This is a genomic window from Pseudomonas atagonensis (genome assembly GCF_011369485.1).
Lineage (GTDB): Bacteria > Pseudomonadota > Gammaproteobacteria > Pseudomonadales > Pseudomonadaceae > Aquipseudomonas > Aquipseudomonas atagonensis.
The window spans coordinates 205,005-230,144 of sequence record NZ_VXCA01000027.1; the positions used below are offsets into that span (position 1 = coordinate 205,005).

Annotated in this window: 20 protein-coding genes and 2 pseudogenes; 8 read left to right on the top strand and 14 right to left on the bottom strand. The window is 59.2% G+C overall.

Translation table 11 applies throughout. The features are described 5' to 3' along the window. Positions 1-29: 29 nt before the first annotated feature. Positions 30-1,154, bottom strand: coding sequence for a GNAT family N-acetyltransferase (locus tag F2P67_RS19665; protein WP_166222601.1), 1,125 nt, complete (start codon positions 1,152-1,154; stop codon positions 30-32). 279 nt (positions 1,155-1,433) lie between these two features. Between F2P67_RS19665 and F2P67_RS19670 the strand changes: the two genes are divergently transcribed. Beyond that, positions 1,434-2,756, top strand: coding sequence for a putative porin (locus F2P67_RS19670; protein ID WP_166222603.1), 1,323 nt, complete (start codon positions 1,434-1,436; stop codon positions 2,754-2,756). A 146-nt stretch (positions 2,757-2,902) separates the two neighbouring features. Here F2P67_RS19670 and F2P67_RS19675 read toward each other — a convergent pair whose 3' ends face one another. The 5 genes from F2P67_RS19675 to aceK form a co-directional block, all read right to left on the bottom strand. Next, entirely contained in the window at positions 2,903-3,139 is a 237-nt protein-coding gene (locus F2P67_RS19675; RefSeq protein ID WP_166222605.1) for an anti-sigma factor family protein, read from the bottom strand. Continuing rightward, positions 3,133-3,744 (bottom strand): RNA polymerase sigma factor, encoded by a 612-nt coding sequence (locus tag F2P67_RS19680; protein WP_166222607.1) that lies wholly within the window; start codon positions 3,742-3,744, stop codon positions 3,133-3,135. Before F2P67_RS19680 ends, F2P67_RS19675 begins: the two co-directional genes overlap by 7 nt. 149 nt (positions 3,745-3,893) lie before the next feature. Next, on the bottom strand, positions 3,894-5,015 hold the full coding sequence (locus tag F2P67_RS19685; protein ID WP_166222608.1) for a beta-ketoacyl-ACP synthase III: 1,122 nt from the start codon (positions 5,013-5,015) through the stop codon (positions 3,894-3,896). 262 nt (positions 5,016-5,277) lie between these two features. Continuing rightward, positions 5,278-9,189 carry an ATP-dependent RNA helicase HrpA gene (gene hrpA, locus F2P67_RS19690; protein WP_166222610.1) on the bottom strand — a complete coding sequence of 1,304 codons (3,912 nt, stop codon included), beginning with the start codon at positions 9,187-9,189 and terminating at the stop codon, positions 5,278-5,280. A 272-nt stretch (positions 9,190-9,461) separates the two neighbouring features. Continuing rightward, on the bottom strand, positions 9,462-11,183 hold the full coding sequence (aceK, locus tag F2P67_RS19695) for a bifunctional isocitrate dehydrogenase kinase/phosphatase (protein ID WP_166222612.1): 1,722 nt from the start codon (positions 11,181-11,183) through the stop codon (positions 9,462-9,464). Positions 11,184-11,582: 399 nt separating this feature from the next. On the opposite strand from aceK, the pseudogene F2P67_RS28125 reads away from it, so the two are divergent. The 3 genes and pseudogenes from F2P67_RS28125 to F2P67_RS19705 form a co-directional block, all read left to right on the top strand. Beyond that, positions 11,583-12,350: pseudogene (locus F2P67_RS28125) on the top strand (MCP four helix bundle domain-containing protein); the annotation flags it as partial. A gap of 261 nt (positions 12,351-12,611) precedes the next feature. After that, positions 12,612-13,208, top strand: a pseudogene (locus tag F2P67_RS28130) (methyl-accepting chemotaxis protein); the annotation flags it as partial. An 84-nt stretch (positions 13,209-13,292) separates the two neighbouring features. Continuing rightward, positions 13,293-14,201 (top strand): EamA family transporter, encoded by a 909-nt coding sequence (locus F2P67_RS19705; RefSeq protein ID WP_166222615.1) that lies wholly within the window; start codon positions 13,293-13,295, stop codon positions 14,199-14,201. Positions 14,202-14,258: 57 nt separating this feature from the next. Here the strand turns inward: F2P67_RS19705 and F2P67_RS19710 are convergent, their stop codons facing one another. Continuing rightward, entirely contained in the window at positions 14,259-15,122 is an 864-nt protein-coding gene (locus F2P67_RS19710) for a DMT family transporter (RefSeq protein WP_166222616.1), read from the bottom strand. A gap of 471 nt (positions 15,123-15,593) precedes the next feature. Between F2P67_RS19710 and F2P67_RS19715 the strand changes: the two genes are divergently transcribed. After that, positions 15,594-16,118, top strand: a complete 525-nt coding sequence (locus tag F2P67_RS19715) for a hypothetical protein (protein WP_343045165.1) — start codon at positions 15,594-15,596, stop codon at positions 16,116-16,118. Positions 16,119-16,379: 261 nt separating this feature from the next. Here the strand turns inward: F2P67_RS19715 and F2P67_RS19720 are convergent, their stop codons facing one another. Together F2P67_RS19720 and cysK are read right to left on the bottom strand one after the other, a co-directional pair. Continuing rightward, positions 16,380-17,318, bottom strand: a complete 939-nt coding sequence (locus tag F2P67_RS19720; protein WP_166222619.1) for an aspartyl/asparaginyl beta-hydroxylase domain-containing protein — start codon at positions 17,316-17,318, stop codon at positions 16,380-16,382. Between the two features lie 225 nt (positions 17,319-17,543). Next, entirely contained in the window at positions 17,544-18,518 is a 975-nt protein-coding gene (gene cysK / locus F2P67_RS19725; protein WP_166222620.1) for a cysteine synthase A, read from the bottom strand. A gap of 127 nt (positions 18,519-18,645) precedes the next feature. Here cysK and F2P67_RS19730 point away from each other — a divergent pair, with 127 nt between their 5' ends. Further along, a complete protein-coding gene (locus tag F2P67_RS19730) occupies positions 18,646-19,722 on the top strand; it encodes a DUF748 domain-containing protein (RefSeq protein WP_166222621.1) in 1,077 nt (358 codons plus the stop codon). Here the strand turns inward: F2P67_RS19730 and F2P67_RS19735 are convergent. After that, a complete protein-coding gene (locus tag F2P67_RS19735; RefSeq protein WP_166222622.1) occupies positions 19,719-20,216 on the bottom strand; it encodes a helix-turn-helix domain-containing protein in 498 nt (165 codons plus the stop codon). The two genes, F2P67_RS19730 and F2P67_RS19735, sit on opposite strands and share 4 nt — an antisense overlap. Beyond that, a complete protein-coding gene (locus F2P67_RS19740; protein WP_166222623.1) occupies positions 20,204-20,434 on the bottom strand; it encodes a DUF4160 domain-containing protein in 231 nt (76 codons plus the stop codon). Before F2P67_RS19740 ends, F2P67_RS19735 begins: the two co-directional genes overlap by 13 nt. Before the next feature lie 201 nt (positions 20,435-20,635). Between F2P67_RS19740 and F2P67_RS19745 the strand changes: the two genes are divergently transcribed. Together F2P67_RS19745 and F2P67_RS19750 are read left to right on the top strand one after the other, a co-directional pair. Next, on the top strand, positions 20,636-21,481 hold the full coding sequence (locus tag F2P67_RS19745; protein ID WP_007911294.1) for an AAA family ATPase: 846 nt from the start codon (positions 20,636-20,638) through the stop codon (positions 21,479-21,481). Positions 21,482-21,493: 12 nt separating this feature from the next. After that, positions 21,494-22,672, top strand: coding sequence for a vWA domain-containing protein (locus F2P67_RS19750; RefSeq protein WP_007956512.1), 1,179 nt, complete (start codon positions 21,494-21,496; stop codon positions 22,670-22,672). A gap of 92 nt (positions 22,673-22,764) precedes the next feature. Here the strand turns inward: F2P67_RS19750 and F2P67_RS19755 are convergent, their stop codons facing one another. The 3 genes from F2P67_RS19755 to F2P67_RS19765 are packed head-to-tail and all read right to left on the bottom strand — an operon-like array spanning position 22,765 to position 25,138. Continuing rightward, the gene (locus F2P67_RS19755) at positions 22,765-23,688 is read right to left on the bottom strand and encodes a 5-oxoprolinase subunit C family protein (RefSeq protein WP_166222624.1); all 924 of its coding nucleotides are present in this window, start codon (positions 23,686-23,688) and stop codon (positions 22,765-22,767) included. Then, a complete protein-coding gene (pxpB, locus tag F2P67_RS19760; protein WP_166222625.1) occupies positions 23,685-24,389 on the bottom strand; it encodes a 5-oxoprolinase subunit PxpB in 705 nt (234 codons plus the stop codon). The genes F2P67_RS19755 and pxpB overlap by 4 nt, the downstream gene beginning before the upstream one ends. Next, on the bottom strand, positions 24,386-25,138 hold the full coding sequence (locus F2P67_RS19765; RefSeq protein ID WP_166222626.1) for a 5-oxoprolinase subunit PxpA: 753 nt from the start codon (positions 25,136-25,138) through the stop codon (positions 24,386-24,388). The genes pxpB and F2P67_RS19765 overlap by 4 nt, the downstream gene beginning before the upstream one ends. Positions 25,139-25,140: the final 2 nt, after the last annotated feature.

The window sequence follows — 25,140 nt, forward strand, 5'->3', positions numbered from 1 at the left end:
GGAGCAAGCCCCCTCCCCCAAAAGCGGATCTATGTCTGGCGGTAGGGCAAGGCGCTTTTTGCCTCCTCGGCATAGGCCAGCACGCCAGCACGCTCCTGGTGCAGGAAGTCTTTGACCGCCGCTTTCAGCCCCGGATGGCGCAAGTAGTGCCACGAGTGGGTGATCACCGGTTCAAAGCCGCGAATCAGTTTGTGCTCGCCCTGAGCACCGGCGTCGAAGCGCTGAAATCCGTTGGCAATTGCATAGTCCATGCCCTGATAAAAACAGGTCTCGAAGTGCAGCCGATCAAACTCGGCGAGGCAGCCCCAATAGCGCCCATAGAAGCTGTCGCCCCCGACCAGACTGAACGCCATCGCCACCGGCCGTGAACCCTGTTTGGCCAGCACCACTCGGATCGACTCGGGCATGCGCTCGGCCAGCAGACTGAAAAATTCCCGGGTCAGATACGGCGCTTGTCGACGCACTGCGTAGGTATTGGCGTAGCAGGCGTAAACGAAATCCCACTGCGCCTCGTCCAGTTCTCGCCCCTCCAGCCATTCAAACTCAAAGCCCTGCCCCGCCACCTGTTCGCGCTCCTTGCGCATCTGCTTACGCTTGCGCGAACTGAGCACGTCGAGAAAATCCTGAAAGTCGCGATAACCGCGATTTTGCCAGTGGTACTGACAGCCGATGCGCTGCAGCCAGCCAGGCTGTTCGGCCATCGCGGCATCGGTAAACGGATCGGTGAAATTGATGTGCGCGCTGAAGAGTTCTTCGATTTCCAGATAACCCGGCAAGCTCTTGAGCAGTTCAAAACCGTCCTCGACGCTGGCCGCCAACAGCCGCGGGCCGCTGACCGGACTGAACGGCACGGCGATCAGCAATTTGGGGTAGTAGTCGATCCCGGCCCGGGCGCAGGCATCGGCCCAGCCATGGTCAAACACATACTCGCCGTAGGAATGCCACTTGCGATAACCGGGCAATGCCGCGATCAATCGCCCCTCTTCGATATGCAGTAAATGCTCAGGTTGCCAACCGGTGTGGGGGCCAACGCTACCACTGTCTTCCAGTGCACTGAGAAACGCATGGCGCAAGAACGGCTGATTCTCCGGCACCAGTGCGTCCCACGTGGGCGGGGCAATTTCTGACAGGTTTTGCAGGCATTGCAAAGGCATCGACAAGCTCTCCACATCTGGGCTTCAGCGCCCGGCGAGTATCGCCGATCGCGTGGCATTACACACCCGCAATCGGGCGACAGCGCTCTAGATCAATAGTTCACGAGCACTTCGCATCGTCATCAACCTGCCATCATCGTGCCACTGCTCTGTCATAAACCATCGCGATACTGGCGCCTGTTTTTAGAGCGCCGGGTTCTACCCGGACACTGTTTTCCGACCTCACGTCGGTTGTGCCCAGGATGGTTCAGCCATCCCCTCTCATCTTCGGAGATTGCTATGCGTCTTGCTTCCACGAAAACTGCGGCGGCCCTGTGCGGTGGCCTGTTACTGGCCATGAGCGTTCCGGCCAGTGCTGCAGTCGACGCCAAACTGCTCGACATGCTCAAGGCTAACGGTTCGATTTCCCAGGCGCAGTACATTGAACTGCAAACTGAACTGGCCAAGGATCAGAAGGCTCAGCAAATCGCGCAGCAGGCGCAGCAAGAGACCAATGAACAAGTCGCGGCTGTCGCGAAGAAGACCAACGAACAAAGCGCCTTCGATCAGAAACTGGCGTGGGCCGCCAAGACCCAGTTCAAGGGTGACGTACGTTTCCGTCAGGAAACCATCAAGATCGACGGCGAGCCGAACAACGGCGGCCGCGACAAGGATCGCCAGCGTATCCGTGCCCGTCTGGGTGCGTACACCGAGATCAACCCGCAAGTCGACACTGGCATCCGTATCGCCACCGGCGGCGGCGACGACGCGCGTTCGACCAACCAGGATCAGGACAACTACTTCGACAAGAAGCAGATCTGGCTCGACCTGGGTTACATCGACTACCACCCTGATCAGATCAAGAACCTGCACATCATCGGCGGCAAGATGCTGCAGCCATGGGTGAGCATGGGCGACGTGATCTGGGATAGCGACATCAACCCGGAAGGTCTGGCCGTTACCTACAAGTACCCGCTGGGCAGCAGCGCCGAACTGTTCGGCAGCCTGGGTAACTACAACCTCAAGGACAACGTCGACGGCGATGGCGTGCAATTCCGTCACGACCTGCGTCTGACGTCCGGCCAGTTGGGTAGCCGCTTCAACATCACCGACAACCTGAAAGTGACCCTGGGCGGCAGCATCTACGCCTACCAGAACGACGATGACAGCCGCTGCACCGGTACTTCCACGCCGTGCGCCCTGGCGGTCAACGGCAACTCGGCCAACAACGAATTCCGTCTGTATGAAGGGTTCAGCCAGGTCGACATCGGCGGTCTGCCGATGCCTTTGTCGTTCTACGGCCAGTACGTGAAGAACAACGATGCCGTGACCGATCAGGACACCGCCTGGCTGCTCGGCGCCAAGTCGAAAGTCTTCGGCCTGAACCTCGATTACAACTATCGTGACGTGCAGCGCAATGCGGTGGTCGGCGCCTTCACCGACTCCGACTTCGCCAACGGCACCACTGGTTCGCGTGGTCACAAGTTCAAGGTTGGCTACGACATCGACAAGAACTTCGCCATCGGCGCTACCTACTTCCTGACCAAGGCTGACTTCGCCAGCCGTACCCAGCGTGATGCAGACGCCAACACCCTGCAGCTGGACGCGGAAGCCAAGTTCTAAGAAAACAGCTACAAGCTTCGAGCGACAAGCTGCAAGTCACCGCTCCCCTTGCGACTTGCCGATCGAAGCGGATTTACCTGCAGTCCGGTGCAGCAACAGCGATCCCCATCATCCGTTCGCTGGCGTTGCACCGGGCTGATTTTTTATCAGCTCCGATCCTTGCGGCGTTGCTCGGCCAATCGCTCGGCCAACGCGTCCACGCCCTCTTCAGGCTTCTGCGGCATCGCCTTCAACGTGGCCTGCATCAATTTCATTTGCCGAATAAAGCGTCGGCAGTTGGGGCAGAACATCAGGTGATGACGCACCATCAGCTTCTCGCGAAAGCTCAGTTGGCCATCGAGATAATCGCTGGAGCGCGCCACTTGCTCCTTACAGGTCAGCATTCCCCGGTCTCCTCAAAATGCTCCACGGTCGCGAAGACTTTCAGCCGCGCACGATGCAGCAGCACACGGACATTGGAGAGCGAGATCTCCAGAAGATTACAGATCTCTTCCAGCTCCAGACCCTGACGCTCGCGCAGCAGCAAAACGCTGCTCTGCAGCTCCGACAGGCTGGCCAGAGTGTGTTCCAGACAGTCACGCAATTCGCCTTCGGTCAGCAACGCCTCGGGCGTGTCCTGATGCCAGGCAAACGGCGCCACCAGCCAATGACCGTCACCGGGGGAAAAACGATCATCGTCGACAGTGCCGTGGGGTGACGGCAGGTCATCCATCAGCACTTCGCGGCGATTCTGTTTGTAGCGACTTTTGGCCGAGTTGGCCGTGATGGTCAGCAGCCAGGTCTTGAGACTGGAGCGCCCCTCGAAGCTGCCGATATGGCGCACCACTGACAACCAGGCGTCCTGCACCACTTCCTCGACATGACGCTGGCCGACAATCGCATAGGCCACGGCGCGCATGGCGCTCTGGTAGGTCGTGACCAGTTCCTTGAAAGCCTTTTGCTCACCGGCGAGCAGGCGTTCGAGCAGTTGGGTGTCATCTACCGCCATCCAGAAATCTCCTTGTTCCTACTTCGAGATGCTAACGGCAGGACTTCGCATCAACCGATGTCCTGCCGATATTTCCGAAAATTACAGCGTTTGTGCTGCCTTGGATGTAGGAAAATTCAGAGATATTAAGGGGAAATGAACCCTCAATCTCAGCGCTTGCGCAGAATCACACTGCCAATCGAGTAACCGGCACCGAACGAACTCAGCACGGCCAGCGAACCGGCAGCCAGATCATCCTGATACTTGTGGAAAGCAATCACGGAACCGGCAGAGCTGGTGTTGGCGTAAGTGTCGAGAATCACCGGCGCTTCTTCTTCGGTCGCCTCGCGGCCGAGCAGCTTGCGCACGATCAGGTGGTTCATGCTCAGGTTGGCCTGGTGCAGCCAGAAGCGCTTGACGTCACCGACGTTGAGCTTGTTCTCTTCCAGGTGCTCGCCAATCAGCTCGGCCACCATCGGGCAGACATCCTTGAACACCTTGCGGCCTTCCTGCACGAACAGTTTGTCGCGAGCGCCAATGCCCTCTTCCGCCGCGCGGTTGAGGAAACCGAAGTTGTTGCGGATGTTGTTGGAGAACTTGGTCAGCAGTTTGGTGCTGACCACGTCGAACTGGTGTTTGGAGGTGGCGGTGTCCGCGCGCTCGATGATCACCGCAGTCGCAGCGTCGCCGAAGATGAAGTGGCTATCGCGGTCACGGAAGTTCAGGTGACCGGTGCAGACTTCCGGGTTGACCATCAGAATGGCCCGCGCCTGGCCCAGTTGCACGCTGTTGGCAGCTTGCTGGATGCCGAAGGTTGCCGACGAGCAAGCAACGTTCATGTCGAAACCGAAGCCTTGAATGCCCAAAGCTTCCTGGACTTCGATGGCGATGGCCGGGTAGGCGCGCTGCAGGTTGGAGCAGGCGACGATCACACCGTCGATGTCAGCGGCGGTTTTGCCGGCGCGCTGCAAGGCTTGCTCAGCAGCACCGATGGCCATCTGGCAAAGCACCGACCATTCGTCGTTGGAACGCTCCGGCAGGCGTGGCGCCATGCGCTGCGGATCAAGAATGCCGTCCTTGTCCATGACGAAGCGGCTCTTGATGCCCGAGGCTTTTTCAATGAACGCGGCGCTGGATTCGGTCAGAGCCTGGATCTCGCCGCTGGCGATGGCGTCAGCGTTGTCCGCGTTGAACTGCGCGACGTAGGTATTGAAAGACTGCACCAGCTCTTCGTTGGAGATGCTGTTGGCCGGGGTGTACAGGCCGGTGCCGCTGATGACGACGTTATGCATGGTCGTTTCTCTAATCTGTTCAGGCAGAAAGTGCTGGGACCGTCGTTCCAACACGCAAAGGGTCTATTCCCATCCGGGGGACGCAAACCTGGCATCGTTTTATTCCGCCGCGCGACATGGCCGAAGGCTCTGGGTCGCGAAACCGGCGTTTATGGTCGCGAAGTTTGCCATAAACCCGAGGTTTTAGCCCCTTTCTCAAGCACAACCGCCATTCACTGCAAGGGCGCACTTTTGTGGCGAGGGATCGGGGGATTACTCCCGGTCAGGGTTCGACCTGGCTCCACTGTTTGCTCAGGCGTTTGTCGGAGATCGGCACTTTCGTCCCCAATTGCTGGGCGAACAGCGAAACCCGGTATTCCTCCAGCCACCAGCGGTACAGCTCAAGCTGCGGATCGCGCTTGCCTTCCTGCGCATGCTTGGCCGCGCGAGTCTGGTATTGCGCCCAGAGCCCGGCGAGTTCGCCGCTCCAGACACGATCCTTCTGCACCTGCGCACCGAGCTTTTCGAAACGCTGCTCGACCGCTTTCAGATAACGCGGCAGCTCTTTAAGCCACTGCATTGGCGTTTCGCGGACAAAACCCGAATAAACCAGATTGTTGATCTGCTGCTTGATGTCGTTCAACGCCACGGCTTGGGCGAGATCGATTTTGCCCTTGAAGCGCTTTTGCAGACCATGCCAAAGCTTGAGGATTTCCAGCGTCAGGCGTGCCACGCGCTCGGCATGCTCGGTCCAGTTGCCGCGCTTGCGCTCGGCCAATGCCGCCAGCCCGGCACCGTCGCGCGGCAGCGGGTCTTCACCTTCAAGAATGCAACTGTCGAGGCTGGCCAGCAGAATGTCTTCAACCAGCGCATCAACACGACCCAACTCACGGTACAGCAAGCCCAGCTCGGTCTGCCCCGGCAACTTGCCACGCAGGAACTTGGCCGGTTCCGCCAATTGCTGCATCAGCAGACGCTGCAACGCCCGGCGGTGCTGAAATTCGGCTTCGGCCGGGGTTGAGAAGCGCCCTTCCTTGACCGTACCGCCCTCTTCCACCAGCGCCGGATAGACCGTCATCGACAGCCCGGCGATCTTCTGCTGAGTCTTTTCCGCCACCGGCGCGAAAACCTTGGCCTCCACCGGCTGCTGGCTTTTCGCACTTTGCGGTACGGCAAGCGCGGCCTGACTGGCTTCGGCGAAGCGCGCGGTCAATTCGGCCAGATCGCGTCCTTCACCCAGGAACTTGCCCTGGCCGTCGACGATTTCCAGATTCATCCGCAGATGCCCTTCGACACCTTGCTCGGCTTCCGCCCACGCCTCATCGCTGACCCGCGCACCGGTCATGCGCAGCAATTCCCGGCCCAGCGCTTGCGGTAACGAACCTTCGGCAAACGTCATGCGTTGCAACGCAGCTTTGATGAAGTCCGGCACCGGCACGAAGTTCTTGCGCAGTGCTTTTGGCAGGTTGCGCACGAGGGCGATGCACTTGGCCTCAATCAACCCCGGCACCAGCCACTCCAGCCGCTCCGGCGGCAGCATCGGCAACAGCGGCGCCGGTACGCGCAGGGTCACGCCGTCGCGTGGGTGATTGGGTTCGAAGTGGTAGGTCAGCGCCAGTTCCAGATCGCCGATGTGCAGCGTATCCGGGTAATCCCGCGCGGTGACTTCACTGGCCTCGCGGGCCAGCACGTCTTCTTCGCGCATGATCAGCAACTGCGGGTTTTTCTGGCTGTTGACCCGGTACCAACTATCGAACGTCGCGGTCTGATGAATCTCCGCCGGCAACCGCGCATCGTAAAAGGCATAGAGGGTTTCTTCGTCGGCAAGAATGTCGCGGCGACGGGCCTTGGCTTCCAGTTCGTCGAGCTGTTCCAGCAGTTTCTGATTGGCGCTCAGGCACTTGGCTTTCGACTGAATCTCGCCACGCACCAGACCTTCACGAATGAACAACTCGCGGGAAACCACCGGGTCCACCGGGCCGTAATGCACCGGCCGACGACCGACCACGATCAGCCCAAACAGAGTGATCTGCTCGAACGCCACGACTTGGCCGCGCTTCTTCTCCCAGTGCGGTTCGAAGTGGTTTTTCTTGATCAGGTGCCCGGCCAGCGGCTCGATCCAGTCGGCGTCGATCTTGGCGACCATGCGTGCATAAAGCTTGGTGGTTTCCACCAGTTCGGCGGTCATCAGCCACTGCGGACGCTTCTTGCCAATGCCCGACGACGGATGAATCCAGAAGCGCCGCTGACGTGCGCCAAGGTAATCGCCGTCCTCGGTTTTCTGGCCGATCTGGCTGAGCAGGCCGACCAGCACCGCTTTGTGCAATTTCGGGTAATCGGCCGGCTCTTTATTCAGGCTTAGCTGCATGTCGCGACAGATCAGGCTCAACTGGCGATGGGAATCACGCCACTCGCGCAGACGCAGGTAATTCAGGAAATTCTTGCGGCACCAGTTACGCAGCGGGCTCGCGGTCAAGGCCTGGCGCTGCTCTTCGAAACCGCGCCACAGATTGACCAGTCCGGCGAAGTCGGAGTCGGTGTCCTTCCATTGTGCGTGCGCCTGATCGGCAGCTTGCTGACGCTCGGGCGGGCGTTCACGCGGATCCTGAATCGACATGGCACTGGCGACGATCAGTACTTCTTGCAGGCTGCCGAGCTTGGCCGCTTCGAGCAACATACGGCCCATGCGCGGATCCACCGGCAAGCGCGCCAGTTGGCGACCGAGTGGCGTCAGTTGACTGTTGCGATCCACCGCCGAGAGTTCTTGCAGCAGGTTGAAACCGTCGCTGATCGCCTTGCCGTCCGGCGGCTCGATAAACGGGAACGCGGTAATTTCGCCGAGGCGCAGATGGAGCATCTGCAAAATGACCGCGGCAAGGTTGGTGCGCAGAATCTCCGGATCGGTAAATTCCGGGCGACCGAGGAAATCCTCTTCGCTGTACAAGCGCACGCAAATGCCTGGCTCGACCCGGCCGCAACGCCCCTTACGCTGATTGGCGCTGGCCTGGGAAATCGCCTCGATCGGCAAGCGCTGCACTTTCGCACGGTAGCTGTAACGGCTGATGCGCGCGGTGCCGCTGTCTATCACGTAGCGGATGCCCGGCACGGTCAGCGAGGTCTCGGCAACGTTGGTCGCCAACACCACGCGACGGCCCGGATGCGACTGAAAAATCCGCTGCTGTTCGGCCGGCGACAGGCGAGCGTACAACGGCAGAATTTCGGTGTGTTTGAGCTGGGCTTTACGCAGCATGTCGGCGGCATCGCGGATTTCGCGCTCGCCGGGCAGGAACACCAGCACATCGCCGGGACTGCGGCGTTCGCTGCGCTCATAAGCAGCGATTTCATCGAGGGTGGCGAGGATCGCCTGATCCACGGTCAGGTCATCTTCGACGCGGTTGCCCTCTTCGTCCTGCTCAAGGGTCAGCGGGCGATACCAGGTGTCCACCGGGAAGGTGCGGCCGGAAACCTCAACAATCGGCGCATCGTCAAAGTGCTTGGAGAAGCGCTCCAGATCGATGGTCGCCGAGGTGATGATGACTTTCAGGTCCGGGCGGCGCGGCAGCAGGGTTTTCAGGTAACCGAGCAGGAAGTCGATGTTGAGGCTGCGTTCGTGGGCTTCGTCGACGATGATCGTGTCGTAGCGTTCCAGATAACGGTCGTTCTGGGTTTCCGCCAGCAGGATGCCGTCGGTCATCAGTTTGATCAGCGTATTGGAATCGCTCTGATCTTCGAAACGCACCTGATAGCCAACCAGCGCCCCGAGCGGCGTGCCGAGTTCTTCGGCGACGCGGCTGGCGACACTGCGTGCAGCAATTCGACGCGGCTGGGTGTGACCGATCAAGCCGTGCTGACCGCGACCGATTTCCAGACAGATCTTGGGCAACTGCGTGGTTTTACCCGAACCGGTTTCACCGGCAATGATCAGCACCTGGTGCTTTTCCAGCGCAGCCTTGATTTCGTCACGCTTGGCGGCAATCGGCAGGCTGTCGTCGTAACGAATCACCGGCAGGCTGGCGCGGCGCGCCAATACCTGATCGCAGGACGCCTGCATGCGCGTCACCCACTGGGCCAGTTTGGCCTCATCGGGTTTCTTGCGCAGCTCAAGCAACTGCCGCCGCAGCCGGTGGCGGTCGGCGAGCATGGCGTAATCGAGGTTTTTCAGCAGTTTGTCGATGGAGGGCGATTCGTCGGTCATCGGGTACGCAATTCGGTCGTCTATTTGTGCAGGGGCGGATTGTCGCAGATTTGCTCGATGTTTGGCGTGTCAGTCGGATTGCCTGCCCTCACCCTAGCCCTCTCCCAGGGGTAGAGGGGACCGACCGGGGGTTGCTTCAGAGCTACATCGACCTGAACGAACTCTACCGAATCCATAATCGCCAAGATCTTTCAGGTCGATGTTTGACGCCGGACACTTCGGTCGGCCCCCTCTACCTCTGGGAGAGGGCTGGGGTGAGGGGCTTTTGCAGGCTACTCGTTATCCAGGCCTTTGCGCCGATACGGAAAGACGTCGATGACTTTCCCCGCCCGAATCGCCTCCTGCAAACCCTTCCAGTAATCGGCGTTGTACAACTCACCGTGCAGTTGATCGAACAACTTGCGCTGTCCCGAATCGGCGAACAGGAACGGAGGAAACTCCTCAGGGAACACATCCAGCGGCCCGATCGAATACCACGGCTCGGAGGCCATTTCGTCCTCCGGCGTACGCGGTGCCGGGATATGGCGAAAGTTCGCCTCGGTCAGAAAACAGATCTCGTCGTAGTCGTAGAACACCACCCGCCCGTGCCGCGTGACGCCGAAGTTCTTCAGCAACATGTCGCCGGGAAAAATGTTCGCCGCCGCCAGTTGCTTGATTGCCAAACCATAGTCCTCCAGCGCCTCACGCACTTGCGCTTCGTTGGCGTTTTCCAGGTACAGGTTGAGCGGCGTCATGCGCCGCTCGGTCCAGCAGTGGCGAATCAGCACGGTATCGCCCTCGACCGACACCGTCGACGGCGCGACTTCGAGCAATTCTTCAAGGCACGCCGGATCGAACTTGCTCAGCGGGAAACGGAAGTCGGCAAATTCTTGGGTATCGGCCATGCGCCCGACCCGGTCGACACTTTTCACCAGTCGGTACTTCTCGATCACCGTGGCGCGGTCGACGTTTTTTGATGGCGAGAAGCGATCCTTGATGATTTTGAACACCGTATTGAAGCCCGGCAGGGTAAACACGCTCATGACCATGCCGCGCACACCGGGGGCCATGATGAACTGGTCGTCGGTGTTGGCCAGATGATTGATCAGTGCGCGATAGAACTCGGATTTGCCATGCTTGTAGAAACCAATCGAGGTGTACAGCTCGGCGATGTGTTTGCCCGGCAAAATGCGCCGCAGGAAACCGATGAATTCCGCCGGCACCGGCACATCGACCATGAAGTACGAACGGGTGAAGGAAAAGATGATCGACACATCGGCTTCGTCGGTGATCAACGCATCGATCTGAATGCCGCGCCCTTCGCGGTGCAACAACGGAATCACCAACGGCCACTGTTCGTCGCGGGTGTAAATGCGCCCGACCAGGTACGCGCCTTTGTTGCGGTACAGCACCGAAGAAAACAGCTCGACGCTCAGTTCAGGATCCTTGCACACCCAGTCCGGCAGGTTTTCGCGCAACTGCGCTTCGAGCCGGCGCAGGTCGCCCGGCAGATCGGCGTAATCCTCGCTGAAACGGTAGTCGGCGAAAATGCTCGCCAGCATTCCCGATAGCTGGCCCTGCGGTTTATAGGTGCGGGTTTGCGCGGCGCGGGCACGGCGCAGGCTCGGGCGTGTGGTGTGGATGAACATGCAGCCGTCGCTGATCAGGTCATGGCTGAACAGCCCGCAGAAAATCGAGTTGTACCAGGTTTCCGACAGCTCATCGTCGAAGCGCAGGTCAATGACGCTGATGTAGGCGCTTTTCACCAGCGGCCAGCAACTGACATTCATCAGCGCTTCGTCATCGAAATACTCGCGCAGGCGAGCGATGGTTTCGCCGACCTTTTCCTCATAGAGGTTGATCCGCGCCGCCGACGCGGTTTGCGTCTCCTGCCAGCGCGCCTGTTCGAAACGCTCCCGGGCACCGTCGGTGATCCGGCGGAAATGCTCGCGGTAATCATCAAAGCCATCGAGGATCATGCGGGCGATATCGGTGGCTGGCCATTGCTGCGGCATAGATGAGACCTCGGCGTGCATGTGGAAATCTGTGCCTGAGCTTAGCCACGGAACCGTGCGCAGGTGAAGTGCAATTTCTGCCAAATCTGCGGCAGACCTGTACAGCGACACAGTTTTTATCAAAGTTTTTTTAATCGACCGTTCGGTCAATAAACAGCCTTTCTGGTGCTCTCTGCCGGCCACCGCCAGCCCACGGATTCTCTGGCTTTGGGATCCAATCCAGCATCCACCTCTCTAGCTCGCGTGTGGGCGATTGATGATAAGCCGCGACTTGAGAGCAACCGGATTGGTCTTACCAAAATAGTGGCACTTTGATATACAGCCCGCCATTACCCGCCTGACAACAAGATCCTCGGTTCACGAGGACGACCTCTCCCTCAAAGATCAAGGAGCACATTGATGTCTATCCGGAATCTGCGCATCGGTTTGCGCGCCAGTTTGAGTTTTGCCGTGTTGGCCGGCCTGCTGGTCGTGGTCGGCCTGTTTGGCCTGGGACAAATGAAGACCCTGCGCGAGAGCGCCGCCGTGATCGAAGAGTCCTGGATGCCCAGCATCGAGAGCATTCATGACAGTGCGGCGAATATCGCCAGCATTCGCCTCGAATCCCTGCGTCTGATCGCCAATAACCAGCCTGCCAGCCGTGACAAGAGCAAAAGCATCATCAAGGCGCAACGCGAGGAATTGCTCAAACGCCTCAACGACCATAAAGACCTGCTGACGAACGAGCAGGAACGCCTGATGCTCGACAACCTGAGTGCCGGCGCCGCCCGTTACATCAGCATTCTTGAGCAGATCATCGGCCAGATCGATGCAGGCCAGGATCAACAAGCCTACGCCCGCCTGAACAATGAGCTGGCGCCACAGGGCAGCGAACTCGACAAGCTGCTCGAACAGATGATCAGTTTCAACCAGCAAGGCGCCGATGCTGCCGCCGACGCAGCAGCCGAGATGTACCAGCGCGCACTGTGGATCGTCGCGAGCATCATCGTCATCGCGTTGATCGCCACCTTGTTGCTGGCCTGGCTGCTGACCCGCAGCATCACCACGCCAATCAATCAGGCCCTGGATGTGGCACGGCGGATTGCTTCGGGCGATCTCAGTGGCCAGATCGTCAGTGCGGGCAAGGATGAAGCCGCGCAGTTGCTCGACGCCCTGGCCAATATGCAGATCAATTTGCGCTCGACCATTCGCGGCATCAGCGAATCCGCCCAGCAACTGGCGTCCGCCGCCGAGGAAATGAGCTCGGTGATGGAGCAAAGCACCCGAGGCCTGCAGCAGCAGAATGATCAAATCGAACAGGCGGCCACCGCTGTCACCGAAATGAGCACGGCGGTGGATGAAGTCGCAGCCAACGCAGTGTCGAGTGCCGAAGCCTCTCAGGCCTCGAACGAAGACAGCAAGCACGGTCATGTTCAGGTCAGTGAGACCATCAACTCGATTCAGGAATTGGTCAGCGCGGTACTCGGCGCTTCGGAGCAGGCCGAAGGTCTCGCCACGCAAGCCCAGGACATCAGCAAGGTGCTGGAGGTGATTCGCGGCATCGCCGGACAGACCAATCTGCTGGCGCTCAACGCGGCCATTGAGGCCGCGCGTGCCGGTGAGGCCGGGCGCGGTTTTGCGGTGGTGGCTGACGAGGTGCGCTCGCTGGCGCAACGGACACAGAACTCCACCGAAGAAATCGAGCTGATGATCAGCAGTATCCAGCACGGCACCGGCGCGACGGTCAGTGCGCTGCAAAGCAGTGCCGAACAGGCCGGGCAGACATTGCGTCGCGCCAACAGCGCCGGGCAGGCACTGGAAAAAATCACCGCGTCGATTTCGCAGATCAACCAGCGCAATCTGGTGATCGCCAGCGCCGCCGAGCAACAGGCGCTGGTGGCGCGTGAGGTCGATGAAAATCTGGTGAACATCCGTGACCTCTCGACACAAACCGCTGCCGGCGCCACGCAAACGTCTGCCGCCAGCCAGGAACTGTCGCGTCTGGCAGTCGACCTCAATGGCCTGGTTACGCGGTTTGTGATTTAAGCGAAAAGTTAAATGCCTGATTAGCGGTTGCCTTCGACAAGGCGCTCGGCAACACTCTCGTCCCGATCAAGGAAGGAGGCCGCCGTGAGCCCTGTCGATATTTTCCGTATGTTGTCGCTGGCAGCCATCTGGGGCGCGAGTTTTCTGTTCATGCGCATTATTGCGCCGGTGATCGGCACGATTCCGACGGCGTTCTTTCGCGTGTCGATCGCGGCCGTCGGTCTGCTGGTGATCCTCGGCCTGATGCGCATCAGCTGGGACTTCAAAGGCAAGCTGAAGACCGTGATGTTGCTGGGGGTGATCAACTCGGGGATTCCGGCGACGCTGTATTCGGTGGCCGCTCAAGTGCTGCCGGCGGGTTACTCGGCGATCTTCAATGCCACCACGCCGCTGATGGGCGTGTTGATTGGCGGACTGTTCTTCAGTGAAAAACTCACAGTCGCGAAATTGACCGGCGTGTTCCTCGGGCTGTTCGGTGTCGGCGTGCTGACGCGCGCCGGGCCCGTGGCTTTCGACCTGGAGTTGCTGATGGGCGCCCTCGCCTGCCTGCTCGCCACCACGTGCTACGGTTTCGCCGGTTTTCTCACCCGGCGCTGGCTGGATCACAGCGGCGGACTCGACAGCCGACTCTCGGCGGTCGGCAGCATGCTTGGCGCGTCGCTGTTCCTTCTGCCGTTGTTCGGCTACAGCGTCATCACTCAGCCACCGGTCAGCTGGGGCGGCTGGAATGTCTGGCTGTCGCTGCTGGGCCTGGGCCTGGGCTGCACGGCGTTCGCCTACATCATTTACTTCCGCCTGCTCAGCTCCATCGGCCCGGTGAAGTCGATGACCGTGACCTTCATGATCCCGGCGTTCGGCGTGTTGTGGGGCGCGTTGTTGCTGGATGAGCCGCTGTCGATGGCGCACTTGTATGGCGGGGTGTTGATTGCGCTGGCGCTTTGGCTGGTGTTGAAGCCTGCGGTGGTGAAGCCGACAGAAAACACTGCACGATAATCGACAGATGAAAAAAGGCCCGGCAGTCACCTCCCGGGCCTTTTTCATGTGCAACGCTTAAGCAGATTTACGGAAAACGAACGCCAACCCGACAACGATCAGCAGCATTCCCAGCACGCTCAGTGCGGCAAGGCGATTGCCGAAAATCAGGTAATCCATCACCGCCGTCACCGCGGGGACCAGATAGAACAGGCTGGTGACATTCACCAGATTGCCCCGTGCGATCAGGCGATACAGCAACAGCGTCGCCAGCACCGACACCACCAGCCCCATCCACAACACCGGCACGATGAAACCGGCGCTGTGTTCGAAGTGGAATGGCTGGAACGGCACGAAGATTCCACACAGCAACAGCCCCGCCAGGTACTGCACCGGCAGCGTACCGAGAGGATTGTCAGTGATGCGTTTCTGCATGATCGAACCCAGCGTCATGCTCGCCAGCGCCAGCAGGCCAAACAGCATCCCCGCCACGGACATCCCGGCCAGACCGATGCCTTGGTAAACCACCATGATCAGCCCCGCCAGCCCCAGCGCCAGGCCGAACAGACGGCTCGCCGAACGCTGCCGTTCCATCAGCACCACAGTGAGGATCGGCTGCACGCCCATGATGGTCGCCATCACGCCTGGGGTGACTTTGGTGTTGAGGGCCAGCAGATAGAAAATCTGATAAGCGCCCAACAACACCACACCCGTGGCAAGCGCATACAGCATCGGCTTGCCGCCCTTGGGCAACTTCAGTTTGAGCACTGGCACCAACAACACCAGCCCGCAGAGGGCAATGACAAAACGGATCAGCAGAAAGGCAAACGGCGAGGCGTGGGCCAGCCCCCACTTGGAGAAAATCGCCCCGCTGCTCCACAGCAGAACGAACAGGCTCGTGGACGCCGCCGCGAGCGCGGTTTTTTTCGAAAGGACAAACATGAATACCACCTGTAGTCAGGCAAAAAGCCAACTCAGCCGAAGCTGAAATTCAGTAGGTTTTTCTGGCGGGCGCAGGGGTCAGCAGAAACTGCCGATCAGCCCGAAACGCCAACGCCCGGCGGTGATACGACTGCGCACACCGGCGTGCTACTGACAGGTGGGGGGTAGTGACTGATCTGCTTTGGCTGCTGATTCCCGCACGGCACGACGCCAGCGTTGACCGCTGAATCGACTACCGCGTTGATGAGGGATGCAGGCATTGGGGCAGATCTTTTTTGAAGGGTTGGACAGTGAGCCGTGCGGCTCACGAGCGCCGACTATAACCAGCGCGGGACATGGATTGCAATGATTTGGACAAAGGGCCAGTAGCGACGGATGCATGAGCGCTGAATAGGCTGTTGAGCAACGGCTACACCTATCGATGGGGAGACATGGAATGCTCGAAATCATATGCCAAGAGAACGGACGTATTTGCGGTATCAGTTGTATCGGTCAGAGGCTCGACAGCAGGCCGCTATCGTCATTCTCCAATTACAGCATCAGTTGGAATGCCATGGCCCTACTGCCATCGATTTATCGAAAGTTCGCTTCGAACCGATCGACCAGCAAGCGCTGCAAGCATCAACGCTCTGGAAAGACCAGCACTTTTGGTGGAGTGAGGTCGTTGAGTGGAAGGGGCGAGAGCCCTTATCTCTGGACATCGCTATCTGGTTTGAAGAGGAGCTTTGCGGGCTGTGTTTCGCGAATCCAAATGCGAGCAAAAACAGAATACGAATTGTGCGTCTGGAGGGACGTCCCTTCGAACCCCATCCGTTAAAAAAACGTATCGGCGCACTGGCGATGATTGTGATTGAACGATACGCCCAGCTCATTGGCAGCAAGGTTCTCGAGATTCAAGAACCTTCAAGGGGCGCAATTTCCCACTATCAAGAGCTTGGCTTCGACTTCGACGCTGGGGGCCGCCTTGTCAAAACCTTGGAGAACCTAGTATCGTGAAAACTGTTCAATTAACGATCAACGCTGGTGGAAAAATGAGCAAATCAACAAAAAAGCTTTCCTCCAGAAAAGACATACTTTCTCGCGGTAGAAAATCCGCCGAGGTAACGCTCACCGCGAGTCAGAGGCGTCTGCTGCATTTACTGGTAACGGGCACTGAAACTGAAGAGCCAGATGTACTCGCCGATGGGCGGCTATAGTTTTATCTGCATACAAAAAAACCGCTCACAAGGAGCGGTTTTTTTATTGCCTGATTCAGCCTCAGCCAAACAACCAATACCCCAGCAACGTCAGCACCACCACGGCCAGGATCGGGCGCATGATGCGGTAGGCCTTGGGGTTACGGCGTTTCCACTGTTTGACGACGCCACTGAATTTGTCGCTGAAATTCTTGCTCCAGGCGTAGGCCTGATTGATCCCGCCAACACGTTCATCATCAAGGTTTTGCGGAGCAGTCGCACGGCCGAGCCAGGCGCTGATCGAGCGGTTGATGCGCGTCATGAAGCGGTTGCTCAGCGGACGCTCGATGTCGCAGAACAGGATGACCCGGGTCTTTTCGGTTTCGTTCTTGACCCAGTGCACGTAGGTCTCGTCGAACATCACGTCTTCACCGTCGCGCCAGGCGTAAACCTGGCCGTCGACAAAAATCCGGCAATCGTCAGAGTTCGGTGTGGACAGCCCCAGGTGATAACGCAGGGAACCGGCAAACGGGTCGCGGTGCGGGTTGAGGTGACTGCCACCCGGCAACAGCGCAAACATCGCGCCCTTGACGTTGGGAATCGCGCTGACCAGCGCCACGGTTTTCGGGCACAAGGTTTCGGCTGAAGGCAGCGGTTTGTCGTACCACTTGAGGTAAAAACGCTTCCAGCCCTTTTTGAAGAACGAGCCGAAACCAGCGTCGTTGTTCTTCTCGGCGGCGCGAATGTAGCCCTCATCGAACAGGTGCATCGCCTCGTCGCGAATGGTTTCCCAGTTATCGCGCAGTACATCCAGTTCAGGAAACTTGCTGCGGTCCAGATACGGCTTGGACGGCACGCCGGAGAACAGGTACATCAAAGCGTTGTACGGGGCGAACAGCGCCGAGTGGTTGACGAACTGGCGCAGCACGGGCAGGCGCGCCTTGCCGCGCAAATGCACGTAAAGGATGCTGCCCACAAACAGCAGCAACACCAACACCTTGGCGGCTAACGAAAAGGTCATCAACGACTCCTTGAATAAAGACAACACTGCGCGATGCCCTTTACCCGGCATGGCAGCCGGCCATGATAAACACTACCGGCCCGGGGAAAAACCCGTTCAACCTAATATTCAGTGTTAAGAATTGCGCAATAAAGCATTTATTAACATAACGGTGCTGAACGGCGGCTGACCTGAGTCAAGGATCAAAAGATCGCAGCCTGCACTGCGATCTTTTGCGCTAACGGTTTACTGCTGGTTCTCCTGCTCGGTAAACAGATCACTGAACAGCATGCTCGACAGGTACCGCTCACCCGAGTCCGGCAAGATCACCACAATGGTCTTGCCCTGCATTTCCGGCGTTTCCGCCAGACGCACCGCCACGGCCATCGCCGCACCGCAAGAGATGCCGCACAAAATCCCTTCTTCCTGCATCAGGCGCAAAGCCATGGCCTTGGACTCTTCGTCGGTGACCTGCTCGACCCGGTCAACCATGGCCAGATCAAGGTTCTTCGGCACAAACCCGGCACCGATGCCTTGAATCTTGTGCGGGCTTGGCTTGATTTCCTCGCCGGCCAGCGCTTGCGTAATGACCGGTGATGCCATCGGCTCTACCGCCACCGAGAGAATCGGTTTGCCCTGGGTATTCTTGATATACCGCGAAACGCCGGTGATGGTTCCGCCCGTACCGACGCCAGCCACCAGCACATCGACCGCGCCGTCGGTGTCGTTCCAGATTTCCGGACCCGTGGTCTTTTCGTGAATCGCCGGGTTGGCCGGGTTATCGAACTGCGCCGGCATGAAGTATTTGTCCGCGTCGCTGGCAACAATCTCGGCGGCCTTCTCGATGGCGCCTTTCATGCCTTTGGCCGGCTCGGTCAGTACCAGCTCCGCGCCCAACGCTTTCAACACTTTGCGACGTTCGATACTCATCGACGCCGGCATGGTCAGCATCAATTTATACCCACGGGCAGCGGCGACGAACGCCAGACCAATGCCGGTGTTACCGGAAGTCGGCTCGACGATGGTCATGCCCGGCTTGAGTTTGCCGCTGCTTTCGGCGTCCCAGATCATGTTGGCGCCGATCCGGCACTTGACCGAATAACCGGGGTTGCGCCCCTCGATCTTGGCCAGAATGGTCACGCCGCGCGGCGCGATGCGGTTGATCTGCACCAGCGGCGTATTACCGATGGAATGGGCATTGTCAGCGAAAATACGGCTCATGGCTGGGTCCTTATGCAGCGTTGAATTCAGCCTTCCAAGGTAAGCCTGTTGACCAGCACAGTCCAGTCGGGGCGAACGTCTGCGGCCACGGGCAGTCAATCGCTTACACCGTCCGGGAAATACCGTCATGAAGCGTCGCTACAGCTGGCCATTAGGGATTTTCGCCGTCATCGTCGTGTTGCTGATCGCCCTGCACATCGCGTTGCCGTACGTTGTGCGCGATTACCTCAACGACAAACTGGCGAACATGGGCGATTACCGTGGGCAGATCACTGACGTTGATCTGGCGCTGTGGCGCGGGGCGTACAGGATCAACGGGTTGAAAATCGTCAAGGCCGACGGCAAGGTGCCGGTGCCGTTCGTCGATGCGCCGTTGATCGACCTCGCTGTCAGTTGGCATTCACTGTGGTACGACCATGCAGTCGTGGCGCAAGTGAAGTTCTTCAAACCGCAGGTGAACTTCGTCGACGGTGGCGCCAACAAGCAGAACTCGCAGACCGGTAAAGGCACTGATTGGCGCGCGCAACTGGGCAAACTGCTGCCCATTACTCTCGACGAAGTGCAGATCAACGACGGCAAAATCAGCTTCCGCAACTTCAACTCCCAGCCACCGGTGAACATGAATGCCACCAACGTCGACGCGAGCATCTACAACCTGACCAACGTGGTCGACAAACAGGGGAAGCGCGACGCGCGTTTCGAAGGCAAGGCCCTGTTGCTTGGGCATGCGCCACTGGAAACCAGTGCCACCTTCGATCCATTGAGCAACTTCGAAGACTTCCAGTTCCGCCTGCGTGCCCGTGACATCGAGCTCAAACGCATGAACGACTTCGCTTCGGCCTACGGCAAGTTCGACTTCAACGCCGGCCATGGCGACGTGGTCATTGAGGCCCAGGCGAAAAAAGCCCAGGTCAGCGGCTACATCAAGCCACTGCTGCGCGACGTCGAAGTGTTCAACTGGCAGCAGGACGTGGAAAACCAGAACAAGAGCATCTTCCGCTCAGTCTGGGAGGCACTGGTGGGTGGCACGGAAACCGTGTTGAAGAATCAGGCGAAAAACCAGTTCGCTACAAAAGTCGAACTCAGTGGCAACGTGCATCAGCAAAATATCAACGCGTTCGAGGCGTTTTTGCAGATTTTGCGCAATGGCTTTATTCAGGCCTTCAATGCCCGGTATGAACGGCCCAAGCCGGATGCGGGTTAAGGCTTTCGATTGACAATGTAGCGACCAGACTCCTCTGCTGCCATCGTCGAATTTTGCTGTAACGAGTCCCAGCCCAGGCAAGCCAGCGCCAATGAACGTGGAACTGGCTCACGTCCACTGCTGTAGCGACTGATGCTGCGAGCGCTGACACCCAATGCCTCCGCAGCCTGATTAAGTGACAGTCCCGTACGGGCACGCCAATCAATGAAAGTTCGAGTATTTTCATCTGCTGCATTTTGAGCCAGCGCATCCATATAAAGCGTGTTTGCACCAATTTGTATATCGGGCTCAAGCCATTCGACTGTCCAACCGTCGTCATCCATTGTTGCAGTCGCAAAAACTTTGGGATCGAGCAATGGCTGCAGACCTGGATAAGTGTGAATATCCCGGCCCAGATCAAGAATCAGTTCCTGACCATCAATAAAGGTCAGTGCCAATCGAAAGTCTGACAGTGCCTGCACAACTGACAGACGAGGCCTTTTCATGAGTAACATCGTTTCCAGTCCTCCAACAGTTGCGCTTGATGAGCAGAAACCCACGCCAGCGCTTCCTTGATAATCAGCAGCGGCGCCTTGCCCGTCATGACCTCAACGGTTTCAAGGCTCAGCATCACTTCAAAGCCGCCACCGATGAGGTGAACATGGGGCGGCGGCTGATCCTTCTCGCGCAACTGAACGCGGTATTTGTCGCGAAATCGGTATTTAGTCGTCACGCCCGAAAGGCTATCGCCAAATCGGCGATACCTGAATACTGGCCATCAGCCGAGACTGAGTCAACATGTGACGCCCCATTCAGAGACTGAATAAGCCGTCTGCGTTCACAGTCGACCGGCGTGCGCGTTATAGTCGGGCATCCGATTATTTCGCCCCCGCCCTGCCCCGTCAGGTCGGCGTTACCGTTCGAGGATTAGCAGATGAAGTTCGAAGGCACCCAGGCCTACGTCGCCACCGATGACCTGAAGCTGGCGGTCAACGCCGCCATCACCCTGGAGCGGCCGCTGCTGGTCAAGGGCGAGCCGGGTACCGGCAAGACCATGCTCGCCGAGCAACTGGCCGAATCGTTCGGCGCCAAGTTGATCACCTGGCACATCAAGTCCACCACCAAGGCCCATCAGGGTCTGTACGAGTACGACGCGGTCAGCCGTCTGCGCGACTCGCAACTGGGCAATGAGAAAGTCCACGATGTGCGCAACTACCTGAAGAAGGGCAAGCTCTGGGAGGCTTTCGAGTCCGAAGAACGCGTCATTCTGCTGATCGACGAAATCGACAAGGCCGACATCGAGTTCCCCAACGACCTGCTGCAAGAACTCGACAAGATGGAGTTCTACGTTTACGAGATCGACGAGACCATCAAGGCCAAGAAGCGTCCGATCATCATCATTACCTCCAATAACGAGAAAGAGCTGCCTGACGCCTTCCTGCGACGCTGCTTCTTCCACTACATCGCCTTCCCCGACCGCACCACCCTGCAGAAAATCGTCGACGTGCACTACCCGGACATCAAAAAGGATCTGGTCAGCGAAGCGCTCGACGTGTTCTTCGACGTACGCAAGGTGCCGGGCCTGAAGAAGAAGCCGTCGACATCGGAACTGGTCGACTGGCTGAAACTGCTGATGGCCGACAACATCGGCGAAGCGGTGCTGCGCGAGCGCGATCCGACCAAAGCCATCCCGCCGCTGGCCGGCGCTTTGGTGAAGAACGAGCAAGACGTGCAACTGCTTGAGCGTCTGGCGTTCATGAGCCGTCGTGGCACCCGCTAAGAGGCTGATGCCATGTTGCTCAACCTGTTCAATGAAATGCGTGCAGCCAAGGTGCCGGTGTCGGTGCGCGAGCTGCTCGACCTGATCAACGCGCTGAAGCAGCGTGTGACGTTCGCCGACATGGACGAGTTTTATTACCTGTCGCGGGCGATTCTGGTGAAGGACGAACGGCATTTCGACAAGTTCGACCGTGCGTTCGGCGCCTACTTCAATGGCCTGGAAAAGCTCGACGATCATTTGCAGGCGCTGATTCCCGAAGATTGGCTGCGCAAGGAATTCGAGCGTTCGCTGACCGATGAGGAACGCGCGCAGATCCAGTCCCTCGGCGGTCTGGACAAGCTGATCGAAGAGTTCAAGAAGCGTCTGGAAGAACAGAAAGAACGCCACGCCGGCGGCAACAAATGGATCGGCACCGGCGGCACCAGCCCGTTCGGCTCCGGCGGTTTCAACCCGGAAGGCATCCGGGTCGGCGACGCCGGCAAGCGCCAGGGCAAAGCGGTGAAAGTCTGGGATCAACGCGAGTACAAGAACCTCGACGACTCCGTGGAACTGGGCACGCGCAACATCAAGGTCGCCCTGCGTCGCCTGCGCAAATTCGCTCGCCAGGGCGCGGCGGAGGAGCTGGATATCGACGGCACCATCGACCACACCGCCAAGGATGCCGGCCTGCTGAACATCCAGATGCGCCCGGAACGACGCAACACGGTGAAGCTGTTGCTGCTGTTCGACATCGGCGGCTCGATGGACGCCCACGTGAAGATCTGCGAGGAACTGTTCTCGGCCTGCAAGACCGAGTTCAAGCACCTGGAGTACTTCTACTTCCACAACTTCATTTATGAATCGGTGTGGAAGAACAACATGCGCCGCACTTCCGAGCGCACCTCGACCCAGGACCTGCTGCACAAGTACGGCGCCGACTACAAAGTGATCTTCATCGGTGACGCGGCGATGGCGCCCTATGAAATCACCCAGGCCGGCGGCAGCGTCGAGCACTGGAACGAAGAGCCCGGTTACGTGTGGATGCAGCGCTTCATGGAGAAATACAAGAAGCTCATCTGGATCAACCCGTATCCGAAAGATACGTGGGGTTACACCTCGTCGACCAACATCGTGCGGGATCTGATCGAAGATCAGATGTATCCGTTGACCCTGCGCGGGCTGGAAGAAGGGATGCGGTTTCTGTCCAAATAATCTTCGTCGTCAGTGACGGCCCCTTCGCGAGCAAGCCCGCTCCCACAGTTGGCATGCGTTTCAATGTGGGAGCGGGCTTGCTCGCGAAGCTTTTAACGGTTTTTGAAGCGCTGCAAATACTCGATATGCTCGCGGTGTGCGACCTCCTGCACCACCGGTCGCAACCTGACCTGCGTCCCCGGCAGACACTGCGCCAGCCGCGCCAGTGCCAACGGCGTCAACGCCCCCAATCGCGGATAACCACCGATAGTCTGCCGATCATTGAGCAGCACAATCGGCTGTCCATCCGGCGGTACCTGTACCGCCCCGAGCGGAATGCCCTCGGAAATCATCGGCCGGCCCTGATACTGCAACGCCTTGCCCAGCAAACGGATGCCCATGCGATCTGCGCGACTGTCCAGCGTCCACGGACTGTTGAACACATCAAACAGGCTCTGCCCGCTGAACTGGCCGATCTGCGCGCCAAGCACAAGGTCCAGCGGAGTGCTCAGCCGCAGGTCCGGACGATGCTCCATCGGCACTTCACGAACCAACAAGCTGTGCCCCTGATAACTCAGCGTCGCACCTTTGGCCAACGGCAGGCCCATGCCATCCAGACCGCCGAGTTCTTCGCGCACCACCGTGGCGCTGCTGCCCAACACCTTCGGCGCCTCGAATCCACCGGGCGCCGCGAGATAAGCACGGGCGCCGAGCAGCGGCTGGGTAAACTGCAACTTCTGCCCTTGGCGCAGTTTGAAACTGCGCCAGGGCGCCAGTGACTGACCGTCGATCTGCGCGCCGAGATCGGCTCCGGCCAATGCCAGCGAGCAGTCCTGCTCAGCCACCACGGCAAACCCACCAAGGGTAATTTCGATCGCCGGCACGTCCAGCCCATTGCCCAGCAGCCAGTTGGCCCAACCCATCGAACACCAGTCCGCCGCGCCGCCCTGGGTCACGCCCAGATGCCGCACGCCGAAGCGCCCGGCATCCTGCAACAGACACAGCGGCGTGCTCGCCTCAATCGTCAGTCGGCTCATGCCAGTGCCTCCAGAGGCGTGTCGTCACCGCCCAGTCGGATGAACTCGGCATGGCTCACCGCTTCGAAACGCACGGTGTCGCCCGGTTGCATCAGGCTGTAGCCATCGCGCTGACGGTCGAACAATTTTGCCGGCGTGCGCCCGATCAGATTCCAGCCGCCGGGGGACACCGCGGGATAAGCGGCGGTCTGCCGTTCGGCAATCCCGACACTGCCGGCGGCGACTTTTTTGCGCGGCGTATCCAGGCGCGGCGCGGCGAGGATTTCTTCAACCAGGCCCATGAACGCGAATCCCGGTGCAAAACCCAAGGCAAACACCTGGTATTCGCGGCCACTGTGCCGGCGAATCACCTCCTCCACCGCCAGACCGCTGCGCTTGGCGAGCAAGCTCAATTCCGGGCCGACGCTCAGGTCATACCAGACCGGCAGCACATGGCAGTGGCCGCCGGCTCGCGCATTCGGTGACAGGTCGACCAGCGCTTGCGCGATCAATTCCCGCGCCTGATTCGGACTCAAAGACGTCAGATCGTAATGCACCATCAATGTCGTGTAGGACGGCACCAGATCGATCAGTTGCGCGCCGAACGCCGCCCGCAGGCGCTCGCTGGCGGCAAGCATCCAGGGCATGTTGGCCTCGGCGATTTCATCGAACAGACGCAGCATCAGGCAATCCAGTGCCACCACTTCAATCCTTGGATTCATGATGCGCTCTGCTGATTCAGGGTCTGGCGAATGCGCTGTACGGCGGCCACCGAACTGGCGTTGTCACCGTGCACACAGAGGGTGTTGGCGTGCAGACGCAATGCACTGCCGTCGCTGGCCGTGAGGTTGTCGCCACGGGCGATGGTCAGTGCCTGTTCGATGATGGTTTCAGGATCGTGGTGCACGGCGCCCGGCAGTTGCCGCGAGACCAGTTTGCCGGCGCTGTCGTAAGCGCGGTCGGCGAAAGCTTCGAACCACAGGGTCACGCCGTACTCATCGCCGATTTGCTGCGCAGCAGAGTTGTCGCGAATGGCCATCAGCATCAGCGGCAGATTGCGATCGTACGCCGCCACGGCCTGAATCACCGCACGCAACTGCGCCGGGTTAGCCATCATGTCGTTGTACATCGCGCCGTGGGGTTTGACGTAACTGACCCGCCCGCCCTGGGCACGGCAGATGCCGTCGAGGGCGCCGATCTGGTAATGCAGAATGTCCTGCAGTTCCTGCGCGGAGTACGCCATCGAACGGCGGCCGAAACCGACCAGATCCTGATAGGCCGGATGCGCACCGATCTGCACGCCGTGGCTCAGGGCCAGGCTGACAGTTTTGCGCATGATGCCCGGGTCACCGGCATGAAAGCCGCAGGCCACGTTGGCGCAATCGATGAAGGGCATGACCTCGGCGTCCAGACCCATGGTCCAGCTGCCGAAACTCTCGCCAATATCGCAATTCAATAACAGGCGGCTCACGG

Bases quoted from the DNA above. Each gene is read 5' to 3' on its own strand.
- F2P67_RS19755 (WP_166222624.1), bottom strand. From the start codon at position 23,688: ATGAGCCGACTGACGATTGAGGCGAGCACGCCGCTGTGTCTGTTGCAG.
- F2P67_RS19680 (WP_166222607.1), bottom strand. From the start codon at position 3,744: ATGGCGGTAGATGACACCCAACTGCTCGAACGCCTGCTCGCCGGTGAG.
- hrpA (WP_166222610.1), bottom strand. From the start codon at position 9,189: ATGACCGACGAATCGCCCTCCATCGACAAACTGCTGAAAAACCTCGAT.
- F2P67_RS19720 (WP_166222619.1), bottom strand. From the start codon at position 17,318: ATGACCTTTTCGTTAGCCGCCAAGGTGTTGGTGTTGCTGCTGTTTGTG.
- F2P67_RS19735 (WP_166222622.1), bottom strand. From the start codon at position 20,216: ATGTTACTCATGAAAAGGCCTCGTCTGTCAGTTGTGCAGGCACTGTCA.
- F2P67_RS19670 (WP_166222603.1), top strand. From the start codon at position 1,434: ATGCGTCTTGCTTCCACGAAAACTGCGGCGGCCCTGTGCGGTGGCCTG.
- F2P67_RS19745 (WP_007911294.1), top strand. From the start codon at position 20,636: ATGAAGTTCGAAGGCACCCAGGCCTACGTCGCCACCGATGACCTGAAG.
- F2P67_RS19665 (WP_166222601.1), bottom strand. From the start codon at position 1,154: ATGCCTTTGCAATGCCTGCAAAACCTGTCAGAAATTGCCCCGCCCACG.
- pxpB (WP_166222625.1), bottom strand. From the start codon at position 24,389: ATGAATCCAAGGATTGAAGTGGTGGCACTGGATTGCCTGATGCTGCGT.
- F2P67_RS19685 (WP_166222608.1), bottom strand. From the start codon at position 5,015: ATGCATAACGTCGTCATCAGCGGCACCGGCCTGTACACCCCGGCCAAC.
- aceK (WP_166222612.1), bottom strand. From the start codon at position 11,183: ATGCCGCAGCAATGGCCAGCCACCGATATCGCCCGCATGATCCTCGAT.
- cysK (WP_166222620.1), bottom strand. From the start codon at position 18,518: ATGAGCCGTATTTTCGCTGACAATGCCCATTCCATCGGTAATACGCCG.
- F2P67_RS19675 (WP_166222605.1), bottom strand. From the start codon at position 3,139: ATGCTGACCTGTAAGGAGCAAGTGGCGCGCTCCAGCGATTATCTCGAT.
- F2P67_RS19730 (WP_166222621.1), top strand. From the start codon at position 18,646: ATGAAGCGTCGCTACAGCTGGCCATTAGGGATTTTCGCCGTCATCGTC.
- F2P67_RS19710 (WP_166222616.1), bottom strand. From the start codon at position 15,122: ATGTTTGTCCTTTCGAAAAAAACCGCGCTCGCGGCGGCGTCCACGAGC.
- F2P67_RS19750 (WP_007956512.1), top strand. From the start codon at position 21,494: ATGTTGCTCAACCTGTTCAATGAAATGCGTGCAGCCAAGGTGCCGGTG.